Origin of the sequence: Kocuria sp. UCD-OTCP, assembly GCF_000349605.1 — a bacterium.
Lineage (GTDB): Bacteria > Actinomycetota > Actinomycetes > Actinomycetales > Micrococcaceae > Kocuria > Kocuria rosea.
In genome coordinates this window covers 230,320-246,549 of record NZ_KB714684.1, presented here as the reverse complement: position 1 = coordinate 246,549, position 16,230 = coordinate 230,320, and the positions used below count along the sequence as shown (strand labels likewise).

Annotated in this window: 14 protein-coding genes; 8 read left to right on the top strand and 6 right to left on the bottom strand. The window is 72.6% G+C overall.

The genetic code is table 11. From position 1 onward, the window contains the following. The 4 genes from H488_RS35850 to H488_RS0119360 all read right to left on the bottom strand — a co-directional run. Positions 1–419 (bottom strand): sodium:proton antiporter (locus tag H488_RS35850; RefSeq protein ID WP_017835104.1); only part of this gene is annotated, 419 nt, incomplete at its 3' end. Next, positions 419–3,346 (bottom strand): DUF4040 family protein, encoded by a 2,928-nt coding sequence (locus H488_RS35845; RefSeq protein ID WP_017835103.1) that lies wholly within the window; start codon positions 3,344–3,346, stop codon positions 419–421. The genes H488_RS35850 and H488_RS35845, both read right to left, overlap by 1 nt. Positions 3,347–3,437: 91 nt before the next feature. Then, positions 3,438–3,590 carry a hypothetical protein gene (locus tag H488_RS37585; protein WP_160291625.1) on the bottom strand — a complete coding sequence of 51 codons (153 nt, stop codon included), beginning with the start codon at positions 3,588–3,590 and terminating at the stop codon, positions 3,438–3,440. Positions 3,591–3,694: 104 nt separating this feature from the next. Next, positions 3,695–4,072, bottom strand: a complete 378-nt coding sequence (locus tag H488_RS0119360) for a hypothetical protein (protein WP_017835101.1) — start codon at positions 4,070–4,072, stop codon at positions 3,695–3,697. A gap of 111 nt (positions 4,073–4,183) precedes the next feature. On the opposite strand from H488_RS0119360, the gene H488_RS35840 reads away from it, so the two are divergent. The 3 genes from H488_RS35840 to H488_RS35830 all read left to right on the top strand — a co-directional run bounded on the left by H488_RS35840 (position 4,184) and on the right by H488_RS35830 (position 7,785). Next, positions 4,184–5,023 (top strand): SIR2 family NAD-dependent protein deacylase, encoded by an 840-nt coding sequence (locus tag H488_RS35840; RefSeq protein ID WP_017835100.1) that lies wholly within the window; start codon positions 4,184–4,186, stop codon positions 5,021–5,023. Between the two features lie 223 nt (positions 5,024–5,246). Then, positions 5,247–6,086: an aldo/keto reductase gene (locus H488_RS35835; RefSeq protein WP_017835099.1), complete on the top strand. Its 840-nt coding sequence runs from the start codon at positions 5,247–5,249 to the stop codon at positions 6,084–6,086. Positions 6,087–6,258: 172 nt separating this feature from the next. Next, entirely contained in the window at positions 6,259–7,785 is a 1,527-nt protein-coding gene (locus H488_RS35830; protein WP_017835098.1) for a peptide MFS transporter, read from the top strand. A gap of 22 nt (positions 7,786–7,807) precedes the next feature. On the opposite strand, the gene H488_RS35825 is transcribed toward H488_RS35830, so the two are convergent. Next, positions 7,808–8,887, bottom strand: a complete 1,080-nt coding sequence (locus tag H488_RS35825) for a nitronate monooxygenase (protein WP_017835097.1) — start codon at positions 8,885–8,887, stop codon at positions 7,808–7,810. A gap of 129 nt (positions 8,888–9,016) precedes the next feature. On the opposite strand from H488_RS35825, the gene H488_RS35820 reads away from it, so the two are divergent. From H488_RS35820 to H488_RS35810, 3 genes are all read left to right on the top strand, one after another. Further along, on the top strand, positions 9,017–10,480 hold the full coding sequence (locus H488_RS35820) for an APC family permease (protein WP_051063846.1): 1,464 nt from the start codon (positions 9,017–9,019) through the stop codon (positions 10,478–10,480). 39 nt (positions 10,481–10,519) lie between these two features. Further along, positions 10,520–10,909: a universal stress protein gene (locus H488_RS35815; RefSeq protein WP_017835095.1), complete on the top strand. Its 390-nt coding sequence runs from the start codon at positions 10,520–10,522 to the stop codon at positions 10,907–10,909. A 127-nt stretch (positions 10,910–11,036) separates the two neighbouring features. Continuing rightward, the gene (locus H488_RS35810; RefSeq protein WP_017835094.1) at positions 11,037–13,277 is read left to right on the top strand and encodes an MMPL family transporter; all 2,241 of its coding nucleotides are present in this window, start codon (positions 11,037–11,039) and stop codon (positions 13,275–13,277) included. Between the two features lie 41 nt (positions 13,278–13,318). Here H488_RS35810 and H488_RS35805 read toward each other — a convergent pair whose 3' ends face one another. Then, complete coding sequence (locus H488_RS35805) at positions 13,319–14,152, bottom strand: phosphatase PAP2 family protein (RefSeq protein WP_190274532.1); 834 nt, start codon at positions 14,150–14,152, stop codon at positions 13,319–13,321. Between the two features lie 437 nt (positions 14,153–14,589). Between H488_RS35805 and H488_RS0119355 the strand changes: the two genes are divergently transcribed. Next, complete coding sequence (locus tag H488_RS0119355) at positions 14,590–14,922, top strand: glutaredoxin domain-containing protein (RefSeq protein WP_017835092.1); 333 nt, start codon at positions 14,590–14,592, stop codon at positions 14,920–14,922. A gap of 101 nt (positions 14,923–15,023) precedes the next feature. After that, a complete protein-coding gene (locus tag H488_RS35800; protein WP_109221589.1) occupies positions 15,024–16,220 on the top strand; it encodes an ROK family transcriptional regulator in 1,197 nt (398 codons plus the stop codon). Positions 16,221–16,230 lie beyond the last annotated feature (10 nt).

The following is a 16,230-nucleotide window of genomic DNA, read 5'->3' as shown; positions in this document are numbered from 1 at the left end:
TTCGAAAAGCGGGTGCCCACCGGATCCGGGTCCGCGGGGGCGGCGCCGTGCGTCCCGGTGCTGTCTGCGGGGTCGTCCATCAGGTCAGGGGTCTCCATCTCCCGGCCGGTGAGCTCGAGATCGGTGTCGTCGTCCTCGTCGCCGGTCACGGCGAGCACGAGCATGTACATGGTGATGGCGAACGCGATGACGATCGCCGTCAGCACGAAGGCCTGCGGCAGGGCGTCCGCCGTGGTCGCCGGGTCCGGGGAGGAACCGAGGGGCTCACCGCGGCGGTCGATGCCGCCGGTGGACATGATCAGCAGGTTCACCCCGTGGCTGAGGAGGGCGAAGCCGATGATCAGGCGGACCATGCCACGTCGCAGCATCATGAACACGCCGCCTCCGATGAGCACGCCCACGGTCAGTGCGAGTGCCATCAGGAATCGTCTCCTCGGGGTCGGTCGGGGTGCTCGGCGGACGCCCCGGAAGGCCGTCCGGAACTCCGGTCGAGGACCCGGATGCTGCTGAGGTCCATGGGCGCCGTGCTGGGGTGGTGCGGCTCGTCCGTGGTGGGGGTCGGGCGGGGGGCGGGACCGTCCACCGCGGTGGAGCCCACCCGCCGCAGGGGCGGTGGTTCCTTCTCCTCCACGCCGAGACGGCTGACCGCGGCCAGGATCACGCCGACCACCGCCAGGTACACGCCGACGTCGAAGAACAACGCCGTGGTGATCGCGACCCCGAACACGTCGAAGTGCAGGGCGCGCAGGAACGAGCCCTCGGCCAGGCCCAGGAGGCCCACGACCACCGCCACGGCGACCCCGGCGCCGATGAGCTTCACGTAGGGCACGCCGAGCCGGCTGACCCGGTCGTCCTGCGCCGAGAGATAGACCAGGGAGATGCCCGCGGCACCGATGAGGGCCGCGATGAACCCGCCGCCGGGCTGGTAGTGCCCACGGAGCAGGAAGAAGAGGGACAGGACCACGATGACCGGCCCGAGCAGGCGCTCGGTGACCCGCAGGACCATGGTGTTGTCCCCGGCGTCGCTGATCGGCGACCCGGGCGGCTCCGTGATGGGGCTGTGCAGCTTGGGCAGCAGCCCCCGCGACTCCAGGGCCACGACGATCGCGATGCCGGCCACGCCCAGGACGGTCAGCTCACCGAGGGTGTCCAGGGCGCGGAAGTCCACGAGGATCGTGTTCACCACGTTCGACCCGCCGGTCTCCGTCTTGGCCTCCGCGAGGAAATACTGGCCCGCGTCCGAGAGCCCGCGCCGGCCGGTGAGCGCCCACGTGGCCACGGCGGCGGAGGTGCCCGCGAGGACCGCGACGACGGCCGCCGTGGTCGACCGCCGCTTCCCGGTCCGGTGGAAGGTGGAGGGCAGTCGGTTGAGCAGCAGGACGATCACCACCACGGTGAGGATCTCGACCAGCAGCTGGGTCAGCGCCACGTCCGCGGCGCCGAGCTCGTAGAACCACAGCGCGACCGCGAAGCCCACCACGCCGATGATCGTCACGAGGGCGATCCGGCTGCGCACGCCCAGGGCCAGGAGCACCCCGACCAGGACCACGCCGAGCAGGACCCAGTCCAGGGGGCGCGTCACGTCCCCGTGCAGCGGCGGGACGTCGACCGTGAACACGCCGACGACCGTCAGCGCCACCAGCACGACCACGGGCGGGACCAGGTGCCGGTAGGGGGCGTCGGCGCGGGTGAGGCCGCCGATCCACGCGCCCAGGGCAACGGAGCCGCCGCGCAGCGCCTCGACCGTGCCCACCCCGGTGATGGGCGACAGCTCCCGGTCCAGGAGCCGGTCCACGCTCCTCCGGGCGAGCACCAGGATCGTGCCCAGGGTGAAGACCGCCACGGACATGTACAGCTCGGGGGCGAGGCCGTGCCACAGCCCCAGGTGGGGCTCGGCGTCGGGCCCGGCCACGGCGGCGGCGGCGGCACCGAGCAGCGGCTCGGCCAGCACACCGGCCAGCCCCAGCACCAGACCGGCCACGGAGACCAGGGCCACGGGCGCCAGGAAGGCCGCGGAGGCCTCCTTCGGCGGGTCCTGGGCGGGGCGGCCGGGGAAGATCGTGATGATCATCCGGGCCGAGTAGGCGAAGGTGAAGGACGCGGCCAGGACCGCCACGGCGCCCACGAGCCACACCGCCGCGGTGGGCGCCGGGCTCTCCGCCATGGCCTTGAACATGGCTTCCTTGGAGACGAACCCGAACAGCGGGACGACCCCGGCCATGGAGACCGCCGCGAGCGTCATCACGACGGCCGTGACGGGCATCGTCCGCGCCAGCCCGGAGAGCTTGCGGATGTCCCGGCTGCCGGCCTGGTGGTCGACCACCCCCAGGGACATGAACAGCGCCGACTTGAACAGCGCGTGGGCCGCCACGTGCACCACGGCCCCCACCACCGCGTAGGAGGTGCCGATGCCGATGGTCGCCGTCAGGAAGCCCAGCTGGCTCACGGTGGAGTAGGCGAGCAGCTCCTTGAGGTCGTTGCGCTGCAGCGCGAACACCGCCCCCATCAGGGCGGTGAACAGACCCACGGAGATCAGCAGGACGTTCCACACCGGCACCTCGCTGAGGGCCGTGGAGAAGCGCAGCATGAGGTAGATGCCGGCCTTCACCATGGCCGCCGCGTGCAGGTAGGCGCTCACGGGGGTGATCGCGACCATGGCGTCGGGCAGCCAGGCGTGGAAGGGGAACTGCGCGGACTTGGTGAAGGCCGCGAGGGCGATCAGCACCGCGACGAACGCGGCGAACCCGGGGGACGTGGACCACACGTCGTCGACGAGGATGTCGCTGAGGCGCGTGGTGCCGGTGGCCACCCACATCGCGACCACCGCGGCGAGCAGGCACAGCCCGCCGGCCATGGTCACCAGGAAGGTCCGGATCGCCGGGTCCTTGGCGTGCGGGCCGGAGCGGGCGATGAGCAGGAAGGAGCACAGCGTGGTGAACTCCCACATCACGAACAGCAGGACCACGTCGTCGGCCAGGACCAGCCCGAGCATCGCCGCGGCGAAGAACGTCATGAGGGTGTAGAAGGCGCTGTGCGAGCCCTTGGCGAGGTAGCGGGCCGAGTAGCCGATGACCACCGCGCCGATGACCAGCACGATGAGGCCGAAGAACAGCCCGAGCCCGTCGAGCCGCAGGTGGAGGGTCACGCCCAGGGTCGGCATCCACGGGATCTGCTGGGAGACCGCGTCGGCGTCCCCCCGGCCGTTCCACACCGCGACCAGCGCACCGGCGAGCACGAGGAGGCCCGCGGCGAGCGGCCAGCCGGCGTCACGGCCCGCCCGGCGGCCCAGGACGGCCGCCGCAGGGCACAGCAGGGTGGTGAGAGCAAGAATGATCAGGAGGGACACGCCTGGCAACCGTCCGGTCGGTGGGATGGGAACGAGGTGGACTCGGCCGTCGACTGACCGGCCGCACCGGCCGGTGTCCCGGCCGGAGTGCTCAGGCGTCCCGGGGGCATCCGGAGAGCAGCGGCCCCCAGGAGTTCAGGTAGCCGTTCGTCCCGTTGGACACGCACCGGACCGCCGAGGACAGCACGCGGCCCGGCGGCACAGCGGGGCCGCGGCCGTGGACGTGGTTCCTGGGGCTGGTCATCGCCCCGAATTTACCATGACGGCCACCACAGCCCCCGGCGAGGTGCTGCGGTGCCCGTGACTCCTCCGCGCGCGGTCCGGCCGCCCTTCCGGCCGGTGACGGGGTCAGCGCCGCTCCCGCAGGGGACTCGAACCGGAGTGCGGGACGGTCGGGGTGGCGGCGGTCTCGGCGTCCGGCTCGACGGGCGCGCGGCGTGCCGGCTCCTCCGGCGGGAGCGCGTCCCCGAGGTCCTCGTCCCGGTCCTCGACGAGCTCGCCGTCGCCACCGCGGTCGCCGTCGCGGGGGGCGAGGGCCGGACGACGGCGCGGGGCGTCGTTGATCTCGGTGACGGACACGGCCATCGCGTTGAGCGCGAGACCGGCGAGCACGAACAGCCACGCCGCGACGGGGTACCACGCCAGACCGAGGACCACTCCGACCACGACGAGGGCGACGGAGGTCAGGTAGGCGGGGGTCAGGACGCGCTGGACGTTGAACTTCATGGTTTCCATTCCACCACGCGCGCGTGCGGATCGACCAACGGGCCCGGGCGTTTCCCCGCACCGGCCCGGGCACCCTGGTCCGGGAGCCTCCGTGCGTATACCGTCGGCGGCATGGACGACCTCGACCCCGAGCTGCTCGAGCTGGCGCGCTCCGCGCGCACCGTGACCGTGCTCTCCGGCGCCGGGATGTCGGCCGAGAGCGGGGTGCCCACCTTCCGGGACGCCGGCACCGGACTGTGGGCCCGCTGGTCCCCCGAGGAGCTGGCCACCCCCGAGGCGTGGGACGCCGACCCCGGGCTCGTCTGGTCCTGGTACCTCTGGCGGGCCCGCCAGGTGCGCCGGCTCCGCCCCAACGCCGGACACCGGGCGATCGCCCGGTGGGCGGACCGCGCCCGCGTCCACGTGGTCACCCAGAACGTCGACGACCTCCACGAGCGGGCGGGCTCCGCGGTCCTCGCGCACCTGCACGGCAGCCTGTTCGCGTTCCGCTGCTCGGACTGCGGCGCCCCGTTCCCGGAGCGTCTCCTCCCGGGCCTGGCAGCGGAGGCCCGTCCGGAGGCACCACCCGCTCCCCAGGAGCCCGACCACGAGGAGCCGGGCCGCGAGCGCCCCCCGGTGTGCCCCTCCTGCGGCGGAGCGGTGCGGCCCGCGGTCGTGTGGTTCGGGGAGCAGCTGCCCGAGGGCGCCGTGGAGCGCGCCGCCGCGGCCGTGGCCGAGGCGGAGCTCGTGCTCGTGGTGGGCACGTCCGGGCTCGTGCAGCCCGCCGCCTCCCTGCCGCTGATCGCGGCCGGCCGCGGGACGCCCGTGGTCGAGATCAACCCCGAGGACACCGCGCCCACCCCGCACGCCGACCGGACCGTCCGGGCCGGCGCCGCCGAGGCCCTGCCCCGCCTCCTGCCCCCGTGGGGCGACCGGCGACCGGCCGCCCGGCGGCCACGCGCCGACGGCTGAGCGCCCGCCGCCGGCTGCGGCTGCGGCCACCGTTCCCCGCCTTCCCGGGGCCTCCCGCTGCGGCTGGGCAGCGGAGGCCGATTGCTGAGAGCAGAAAGCACGCTGTCCTTCTTGTCAGCGCGCGGCGACAGCAGGAGACTGTTCGACGGACACCGGGCCCGGACGAGCTCCTCCCGGCCCTCCCTGTCAGCCCCTGGCTGTCTCCCCACGAAAGGCACGGTCCATGACGCAGTCCACGACGCAGTCCCCGACCCTCACCCTGCACGACGGCAGGACCATCCCCCAGCTCGGCTACGGCGTGTGGCAGGTCGACGCCGACATCGCCGAGGACGTGGTGGGCCAGGCCCTCGAGGCCGGCTACCGCCACATCGACACCGCCATGATCTACGGCAACGAGGAGGGCGTCGGCCGGGCGATCGCGAACAGCGGCATCCCGCGCGACGAGATCTTCGTGACCACCAAGCTGTGGAACGACGACCACGGCCACGACTCCGCGCTGAAGGCCATCGACGCCTCCCTGGAGCGTCTCGGCCTGGAGTACGTCGACCTGTACCTCATCCACTGGCCCACCCCGAAGCGCGGGAAGTACCTGGAGACCTGGAAGGCGTTCCAGGAGATCCGGGAGAGCGGCAAGGCCCGGTCCATCGGCGTCTCGAACTTCCCGCAGGAGGAGCTCCAGGAGATCATCGACGCGACGGGCGTGGTCCCCGTGGTGAACCAGGTGGAGCTGCACCCCTACTTCAACCAGTCCGCGCTGCGGGACTTCAACGCCTCGCACGGCATCCTGACCGAGGCCTGGTCCCCCCTGGGCCAGGGCGGCGACCTGCTGAAGGACCCGGTGATCGACTCGATCGCCCGCAAGCACGGCGCCACCCCGGGACAGGTCATCATCGCGTGGCACCTGGCGATCGGCAACGTGGTCTTCCCCAAGACCGTCACGCCGGAGCGGATCCGCGAGAACTACGCGGCCCTCGACGTCCGGCTCGACGACGAGGACGTCCGGGCGATCAGCGGCCTCGACAACGGCGGGCGGATCGGCTCCGACCCGAAGGACTTCAACTGAGTCCTGGCTCCTTCCCGGGCGACGCCCGGGACCGCGGTGGGTGCACCGCGGTCCCGGGCGTCGCCCGTCCCGCCGCCGGCACCGCCCACCGGGGGGTGAGCGCGACGGGGCCTCCGGCCGCGGGCGCGCACCGATTGGTGCTCGACCGCCCGGCAGGCCGATCATGGTGCGCATGACTTCCCACACCCCCCGCGCGGCGGACGGCGCCACCGGCGCCACCGACCCGCGCGACCACCACGACAACCGCCCCGGCGCGGAGCTCCCCCGCCCCGGTGCCCGGTCCTTCTTCGGCCAGCCGCGCATGCTGGCGAACCTGTTCAGCGTCGAGCTGTGGGAGCGCTTCTCCTTCTACGGCATGCAGGGCATCGTCCTGCTGTACATGTACTTCGCCACCACCGAGGGCGGGCTCGGCATCGACCGCGCCACGGCCGCGGGCATCGTGGGCGCCTACGGCGGCGCCGTCTACCTGTTCGCCATCCTGGGCGGGTGGGTCGCCGACCGGCTCCTCGGCTCCGAGCGGACGATGTTCCTCAGCGGCGTCCTCATCATGGCCGGCCACGTCTCGCTGGCGCTGATCCCCGCCGTCGCGGGCCTCACGATCGGTCTCGTCCTCATCGCGATCGGGTCCGGGGGGCTCAAGGCCACGATCACCAATCTCGTGGGTGCCCTCTACGACCGCCAGGACCCGCGCCGCGACGCCGGCTTCTCGATCTTCTACATGGGCGTGAACCTCGGCGGACTCCTCGGGCCGCTCCTGACCGGCTTCGCGCAGAAGACCTGGGGCTTCCACCTCGGCTTCGGGCTGGCCGCGGTGGGCATGGCCTTCGGCCTGGCCCAGTACGCCCTCGGGCGCAGGAAGCTTCCCGCAGAGGTCCACCACGTGCCCAACCCCCTGCCGCGCGAGCAGTACGGGAAGTGGGCGGGGATCGCCGCGGCGGCGATCGCCGTCGTCGTGGCCGCCGCCCTCACGGGGGTGCTCAACGCGGCCAACCTCGCCGACGTCGTGGTGGGGGTGATCGTGGTGGCGGCCGTGGCGCTGTTCGTCCTCCTGCTCACCAGCAAGAAGGTCGACGACGACGAGCGCTCCCGCGTGCGGGCGTTCATCCCGCTGTTCATCGGCTCGGCCGCGTTCTGGGCGCTGTTCCAGCAGCAGTTCACGGTCATCACGATCTACTCGGACACCCGGCTGGACCGCGCGCTCGGCGACTGGACCATGCCGATCTCCTGGGTCCAGTCCTTCAACCCCTTCTTCATCATCCTGCTCGCGCCGGTGTTCGCGGTGCTGTGGACGAAGCTGGGCGACCGCCAGCCCGGCACGCCCACCAAGTTCGGCCTCGGCATCGTGCTGATGGGATCGGCGTTCCTGATCTTCCTGCCCATGGTCGGGGTGTCCTCGGTGCCGGTCCTGTGGGCCGCGCTGATCCTGCTGGTCGCCACCCTGGGCGAGCTGATGGTCTCCCCGGTGGGCCTGTCCCTGTCCACCCGGCTGGCCCCGCGGGCCTATCCCGTGCTGATGGTCGCCCTCTTCTACCTGTCGGTGGCCCTGGGCACGGCCCTGTCCGGCGCGCTGGCCGGCTACTACAGCGAGCAGACCGAGGCCGCCTACTTCGGGATCCTGGGCGCCGTGACCATCGTCGTCGGCGCCGCCCTGCTCGTGCTGTCCCCCTGGATCCGGCGGATGATGCGCGGGGTGCGCTGACGGCCGTGCCGGGCACCCGCCGTCAGGGACCGGTCGGTGCGCGGAGGATGCCGCGCACCACCTCGGCGGCGGGGACCTCCTGTGCGGCCGCGAACTGCGGACCGGCCCACAGGGCGATGGCCTCGGGGTCCCCGGCCTGCGCCGCGGCCGCCCGGATGGGCTTGGTCATCTGGTTGACCTGTGGATATGCCGCTGGGGCCATATTCGTGAAGCGGTCGAGGAAACCGTTGCGCACCCCGCGCGCCAGCCGTCCCGAGAACGCGCGGGTCACGGCGGTCTCCGTGTAGCGGCCCGAGCCGAGGGCCTCCCGGTACGCGGCGGACGTCCCGGCCTCGTGTGTGCGCAGCAGCAGCGTGCCGACCTGCACGGCGTCCGCCCCGGCGGTCAGGGCCGCGTCCGCGTCCGCCGCGGAGGCGATGCCGCCCGCGGCCACGAGCGGGACGTCCACGGCGGCGCGGACCGCGGCGACGAGCTCCACCAGGGGCTCCTCGCCCGGGACGTCCTCCGCGCGGTGGGTGCCCCGGTGCCCGCCGGCCGCCGGGCCCTGGACCGTCAGCAGGTGGGCACCGGCCCGCACGGCGGCCTGGGCCTCCGGGACCGAGGTCACCGTGACGGACGTCGTGGTGCCCACCGCCGCGAGCCGCGCCAGCACGGAGACCGCGGGGAGCCCGAAGGTGAACGAGACGACCGGGACCCGCAGCGCCTCGACGAGCTCGAGCTTGGCGGCCCACCCGTCGTCGTCGGCGGGGTCCGTGTCCGGCAGCTCCACCCCGTACCGGCGGGCCGTGTCTTCCAGCGCCTCCCGGTAGGCCGCGACCGACCGGTGCACGGCGGGGTCGACCGCCGTCCCGGGGGCCGCGGTGTTCGCCGCCTGCGGGACGAACAGGTTCACCCCGAACGGGCCGTCCGTGCGCGCCCGGACCTCCTCGACGTCCGCGCGGACGCCCGCCGCGGGACGGTTGCCGGCGGCCAGGAAGCCCAGGCCGCCGGCGGCCGTGACCGCCGCGGCCAGCGCCGGGGTCGAGGGCCCGCCGGCCATCGGGGCGCCCAGGAAGGGGAGGCGGAGTTCGGTCAGCCGGAAGCGGGGCGCTGTGCTCGTCATGGTCCCAGGCTAGGAACACGGCGGCTCGTCGTCACCACCTGGGCCGGGCGCGGGGCGTGGCATAGGCTGTGGCCACAGTCACCGCACGCCGGGGCCCGCCAGCCCGTCACCACCGATTCGAGGCATCCGATGGCCCAGTCAGCCGAATCCGGGACCCGGTCCCGCCCCCAGCCGGAGCTCAAGCGCGTCATGGGCCCCGGCCTGCTCCTGCTGTTCATCGTGGGCGACATCCTCGGCACCGGGGTGTACGCCCTCACCGGGAACATCGCCGGAGAGATCGGCGGCGCCGCGTGGGCCCCGATCCTCGTGGCGTTCCTCGTGGCGACCATCACGGCCTTCTCCTACCTCGAGCTCGTGACCAAGTACCCCGGCGCCTCGGGCGCAGCGCTGTACACGCACAAGGCCTTCGGCATCCACTTCATCACCTTCCTCGTGACGTTCGCGGTGCTCAGCTCGGGCCTGACCTCCGCCTCGACGGCGGCCTCGGCCGTGGCCTCGAACTTCGCCCGCGGCTTCGGGCTGGAGGTGGACACCACGACCATCACCGTGATCGCCGTGATCTTCATCGCGATCCTCGCCGCCATCAACATCCGCGGCGTCACCGAGGGCCTCGCGTTCAACGTGGTGCTGACGTCGATCGAGCTCACCGGCCTGCTCATCGTCATCCTCGTGGGGTTCTGGGCGGCGTTCCAGGGCCAGGCCGACTTCAGCCAGACGATGGTGTTCGAGACCTCGGAGGACAAGGGCATCTTCCTGGCCCTCACCGCGGTGACCTCGCTCGCGTTCTTCTCCTTCGTGGGCTTCGAGGACTCCGTCAACATGGTCGAGGAGACCAAGAACCCCAGCCGCGACTTCCCGCGCGTGATGCTCTTCGGCCTCGGCCTGACGGGCGTGGTCTACATCCTGGTCTCGATCTTCACCGTGGCGGTCGTCCCCATCGGCGTGCTCGGGGAGTCGACCACGCCGCTGCTGGACATGGTGCGGATCGGCGCCCCCAACATCCCCATCGACACGATCTACCCGTTCCTGACGATCTTCGCCGTGGCCAACACCGCGCTGATCAACATGCTCATGGCCTCCCGGCTGCTCTACGGCATGGCCCGCCAGGGCGTGCTGCCGGACTTCCTGGGCCACGTCCTGCAGGGCCGGCGCACCCCCTGGTCGGCCATCGTGTTCACGAGCCTTCTCGCCATGGCGCTGATCGTCGTCATCAACAACATCCTCGGCAGCGGCACGGCGAGCGCCCTCGGCGGCACCACGGCCCTTCTCCTCCTGGGCGTGTTCACCATCGTCAACGTCGCGGCGATCATCCTGCGCAAGGACCACAGCCCCACCCACGACTACTTCCACGCCCCCCGGGTCCTGCCCTACCTGGGCGCGATCACCTGCGCCTACCTCGTGGGGCCCTGGGCACAGGACCTCGTCGAGTACCAGATCGCCGTGGTCCTGCTGCTGATCGGGCTGGGCCTGTGGATCGTCAACTTCGTCTACGACCGCCTGTTCCTCGGCCGCAAGGTGCGGTTCGAGCACCCGGAGGCCCTCGCCCGCATGGAGGACGAGCCCGCGGACCAGGACCCCCACCGCGGTCCCTGACCCGTTCCGCCCCACCGTGCCGCTACCCCAGGAGAACCCGTGACCGTCGTCGTCGGATACATGCCCACCGCCCCCGGACACGCGGCGCTGGACGCCGCCATCCTCGAGGCAGAGCGCCGCGGCACCGACCTGGTGGTGGTGCAGCCGCGGCCGAGGCGCCACCAGCCGCCGGAGATCGAGGCAGACATCGACGTGGAGCGGGAGAGGCTCGCCCGTGCCGGAGTGCGCTACGAGCTGCGGGAGCCCGACCACGACAGCGACCCCGCCGACGTCATCCTCGACACCGCCCGCGAGCACGGGGCCGAGCTCATCGTGCTGGGCATCCGGCGCCGCTCCCCCGTGGGCAAGATCATCATGGCGAGCACCGCCCAGCGCGTCCTGCTCGAGAGCCCCTGCCCGGTGCTGTGCGTCAAGGCCGTCTACGACTGAGCCCGGGATTTTATTTCTGTTTTCGAAATATTAGTCTGATCCCAGACCCCGGCGCCTCCGGTTCCGCGGTGGGGTCCGTCGGTCGCCGCGGCTCCGACCTGCTCCTGCCGCTCGTGAAAGGCACGCCATGACCACCCCGGCCCCCACCGCGTCCCGTCCTGCCCCGTGGGCCGAGGCCCCAGGGTCCCCCGCACCCCCGCGGCGCTCCCGCTGGACCACGCTGCTGCGGATCCTGCTGCCGGCGCTGCTGATCGTCGGGTGGCTCGCGGTGGCCGGCGTGGGCGGGCCGTACTTCGGGAAGATCTCCGAGGTCTCGACCAACGACCAGTCCAGCTTCCTGCCCGAGTCCACCGAGTCCACGCAGGTCACCCGGCTGCTGGGCGAGTTCCGGGACTCGGAGGCGATCCCCGCGATCGTCCTCCTCGCCCGGGAGGGCGGGCTGACCGCCGCCGACCGGGCGTGGGCGGAGGACGCCGCCGCGGCGGTGCAGGAGAGCGGCCTTGCCGAGGGGCAGACCTCGCCGCTGATCCCGTCCGAGGACGGAGAGGCCTTCCAGCTCGTCGTCCCCCTGCCCGACGGCGAGGTCGTCGACGACGTCGAGGCGCTCGCGGAACGGTTCGAGACGGACCGGCCGGAGGGCCTGCAGAGCTACGTGACGGGCCCCGCCGGGTTCACGGCCGATCTCGTGGCCGGTTTCGAGGGCATCGACGGGATCCTGCTGGGCGTGGCGCTGGCCGTGGTGTTCGTGATCCTCCTCGTGGTCTACCGCTCCCCCGTGCTGCCCGTCCTGGTGCTGCTGACCTCGGTCTTCGCCCTCAGCGCCGCCATCCTGGTCGTGTACTGGCTGGCGGCCAACGAGCTCGTGACCATCAGCGGCCAGGTGCAGGGCATCCTGTTCATCCTCGTGGTCGGCGCCGCCACCGACTACTCGCTGCTCTACACGGCCCGGTACCGGGACGCCCTCCTGCACCACCGGGGACGGGCGGACGCGACCCGGGCGGCTCTCAAGGGCTCGGTCGAGCCGATCGTCGCCTCCGGCGCCACCGTCATCGCGGGCCTGCTGTGCCTGTTGCTCTCGGACCTCGCCTCGAACAAGGCGCTGGGCCCGGTGGCCTCCGTCGGCATCGTGATGTCCGTCCTGGCGGCCCTGACCTTCCTGCCCGCGGTCCTCTACGCCACGGGACGGGGGGCCTTCTGGCCGTTCCGGCCCCGCTACGACGCCTCGGGCGCGGAGCGCGTGCGCGTGGTCGAGCACGGGGCCGGCACCCGCCCGACCGTCGAGGGGCGAGGCGTGTGGGCCTCGGTGGCCCGGTTCGTGGCCCGCGCCCCGCGGGCGATCTGGGTGGTGACCACTGTGGTGCTCCTCGCCCTCGCCGGGTTCAGCACCCAGTTCGAGGCCTCGGGCGTGGAGCAGAGCGAACTCGTGCTCGGCGAGTCCCAGGCGCGGGACGGCCAGGAGGCCCTGGCCCAGCACTTCCCCGGCGGCTCCGGCAGCCCCGCGGTCCTGCTGGTCCCGACCGGTTCCCTGGACGCCGCGGTCGAGGCGGTCGAGGGCACGGAGGGCGTGGCCGGCGTCGTCGCCGTCGCCAACGACTCCCCGTCCGGCACCCTGCCCCTCGGGGAGGACGCCCCGCCCCCGGCCGGGCCCTTCGCCGGGGCCGAGCCGACGGAGGCCGAGGGCCTCTATCAGCTCCAGGCCACGCTGTCCGACGCCGCCGACTCCCCCGAGGCGGAGCAGACCGTCCGGGAGCTGCGCGAGAACCTGCGCGCGGCGGACGCGGAGATCCTCGTGGGCGGCACCACAGCGACGAACATCGACACCAACGAGACCTCGATCGCCGACCGCACGCTGATCATCCCGGTGATCCTCGTGGTCATCACCCTGATCCTCATGCTGCTGCTGCGCTCCGTCCTGGCCCCGGTGCTGCTGATCCTCACCACCGTGGTCTCGTTCTTCACGGCCCTGGGCGTCTCCGCCCTCGTGTTCAACAACGTCCTGGACCTGCCCGGTGCGGACCCCTCGGTCCCGCTCTTCGGCTTCGTCTTCCTCGTGGCGCTGGGCATCGACTACAACATCTTCCTGATGTCCCGGGTGCGGGAGGAGTCGCTGGTGCACGGCACCCGGGCTGGCATCCTCCGGGGTCTCACCCTCACCGGCGGGGTGATCACCTCGGCCGGCATCGTGCTCGCGGCCACGTTCGCGGCGCTGGCCGTCATCCCGATCATGTTCCTGGTGCAGCTGGCGTTCATCGTGGCGTTCGGCGTGCTCCTGGACGCGCTGATCGTCCGGTCGCTGCTGGTGCCGGCCCTGACCTACGACATCGGCCGGGCCATCTGGTGGCCCTTCCACCGGCGGATCGAGCCCTGAGACCCGGCGGGGCGCCCGGTGCCACGGCCGCGGGCGGCGTGTCAGGCGGCGTGGTGGTCCGTCCGCCGGGCCACGACCGGCACCCGTGCCGTGTCCGGACGAGCGTCCTCGGCGGGGCTCTCCTCGGCGGCGGGCCTCTGCTCGACGTCGTGCCACGCCGCGTCCTCCTGCTGCCAGCCGAAGCCGTAGGCGAGCGCGGGCACCAGGTGGTTGGCGAGACCGCACCCCACGGCCAGGCCCGCCCAGGCGACAGGGAACGAGGCGAGGACGTCGAGGGGGTAGTGCACGCCCAGGTAGAGCCGGGACAGCCCGACGAGCACGGCCGTGCCCAGGCCCGCGACGAGGACGGCGGAGGCGGACCTCGACCGGCGCATCGCGAGGCAGAACGCCGCCGCGATGGCCAGCGCGGCACCCGCGTGCCCGGAGGGGAAGGACGTGATGCCGTCCACGAGGACGAGGGGTTCCGGGAACGCCGTGCTGTCCGGCCGGGGGCGGCCGACGGCGACCTTCACCATCCCGACCGCGGCCCAGCCGAAGAGCGCCGTGACGGCGAAGCCGGCGGCGTCCCAGGGCCGCCGGCGCGCCAGGGCGAGCCAGGCGGTGAGGGCGGCGATGATCGCGAACGCCCCCGGGGTGGAGAACGCGTGGTGCAGGACGAGCGCCAGCGCGTCCAGGACGCCGAGGCGCGCCGCGTCGAGCCGGTGCAGGACCTCGATCTCCTGTGCCGCGACTCCCGGGGAGTACACCAGCAGCCGCCCCACGGTCGCCGTGACGAGCACGACGATGAAGGGGACGACCACCCACTGGTGCAGCTGGGGGAGGGACCAGGTGGAGCGGGCCGGCCGGGGGGAAGAGTGCTGCGCCGGAATTGCCATGCCCACCACCATGACACACGCCACGTTCCGGGAGTCCCCGAACGCCCGGCCCGCAAGAGAGTTCGGGAACAATTCCCCGAATCGGTACAGAGAATGACAAATCATGAAGCTTGACCGCAGGAACGGCGCCGGCAGGGCTGCTGTGTGACGCTCCGCGTCCTCGGTGTGACGTCAGCAGCGCCATCGGTCGGAAAAGGTTGATGTTCGAGCAAAGACACGGAGTTTCACGTGGAACAGCGGACATTTGCGGAAAAATCAATTGTTATCGGATGTTCTCCATGACGGACACCGCCACGGCGGTCCTCCGCCACCCTCTCGGCAGGCTCTTGCCACTTTCAGCCCCTGTCCCCTCATCAGGGGACAGCTCTTGACGTGGAACGGTCCGGCTAGACTGGGCCGCCACTCCCACCCCGCCGCCCGACCCGCGAGGAGCCCCCGTGTTCAAGAAGGACAAGTCCCGCAGCCGCCGCCCGGCCGCCTCCCACGCCGAGGCCGTCCAGCACGTGGCGGAGGGCGGGGTCGCCATCTACTGGCGGCCCGGGTGCCCGTTCTGCGGCATGCTCGAGCGCGGACTCGGACCGGACGCCGAGCGCGCCATGTGGACCAACATCTGGGAGGACCGGGACGCCCTGGCCTTCGTGGAGTCCCTCAACGATGGCAACGCCACGGTGCCCACGGTGGTGACCCGCGACGAGCACTTCGTCGCGGCCTCCCCCGCCCAGGTCGCCGCCGCCAGAGGGCTGATCGCCGAGGCCGGCAAGGTCCTCTGAGAACAGGCGGGCGGAGCCGCCGGCCCGCCCACCCCTGTCTTCGACCTGTGAACGCTGATTAGGATGACAGTCCTGTTCACGTTCACCGGTGAAAGAGGACGATGATGTCCGAGCCCGCGGGGTCCCCCGTTCCACCCGGTTCGCAGACGTCCCTGCGCAACGCCAACCAGCGCCGGGTGCTCGACGCGGTGCGCCGTGACGGGCACCTGACCCAGGCGCAGATCTCCCGTCGCACCGCACTGGCGCCCTCGACGGTGTCCAGCATCGTCCACCAGCTGATCGGCGCCGGCCTGCTCGTCATGGAGACGGACGGCGCCGGCCGCCGGGGTCAGCGCATCGGCTTCCGGGGCTCCGCCGGCCACGTGGTCGGCATCGACGTGGGACACCGCCACGTCACGGTGGCCGTCGCGGACCTGAACCAGAGGATCCTCGCCCAGCGGCGTCACGAGCTGCCCGCCGAGCACCGCTTCGCCGAGGACCTCGAGCTGGTCGACCGGACCCTCGACGCCCTCCTCCGGGAGCACGGCACGGCACGGTCCGGGCTGCTCGCCGCGGGCCTCACCCTCCCGGCCCCTGTGGACCTCGAGGGCCGGCTGGTCAGTGCGAGCGCGATCCTCCCGGCGTGGAGCGGGATCGACGTGCGCGAGGAGGCCGGCCGCCGGCTCGGACTGCCCGTCGTCGTCGAGAACGACGCCAACGCGGGTGCCCTGGGCGAGCACGCCTGGGGCGCCGGGCGCGGAGCGCAGCACATGGCCTACCTCAAGATCGGCCACGGCGTGGGCGCCGGTCTGATCCTCAACGGGTCCCTCTTCCGCGGCGCCACCGGGTCCGCCGGGGAGCTCGGCCACACGACCGTGGACGAGCACGGCCGGGTGTGCCGGTGCGGAAACCGCGGGTGCCTCGAGACCTACGTGTCCTCCGGGGACGTCACCGGCCTGCTGAGCGCCACGCACGGGACCGACTTGACCGTCCCCGAACTCGTGGCGGCGGCGCTCGCCGGCGACGTCGGCTGCGGGCGGGTCATCGGCGACACCGGCCGCCTGCTCGGCACGGCGGTGGCCAACCTGTGCAACACCATCAACCCGGAGCTCGTGGTCGTCGGCGGCGAGATCGCCCGGGCCGGCGAGCTGCTGCTCGGCCCGCTGCGCGAGGTCGTCTCCCGCCAGGGCGTCCGCGGCAGCGTCCGGGGCCTGCGGATCGAGACCGCCCTGCTGGGGATCGAGGCGCACGTGGCGGGCGCGGTGATCCTCGCCCTGCAGCACGCGGAGCTGCCCGTCGGGGCCCTTCCGGCAGGATGACGCGCCGGAC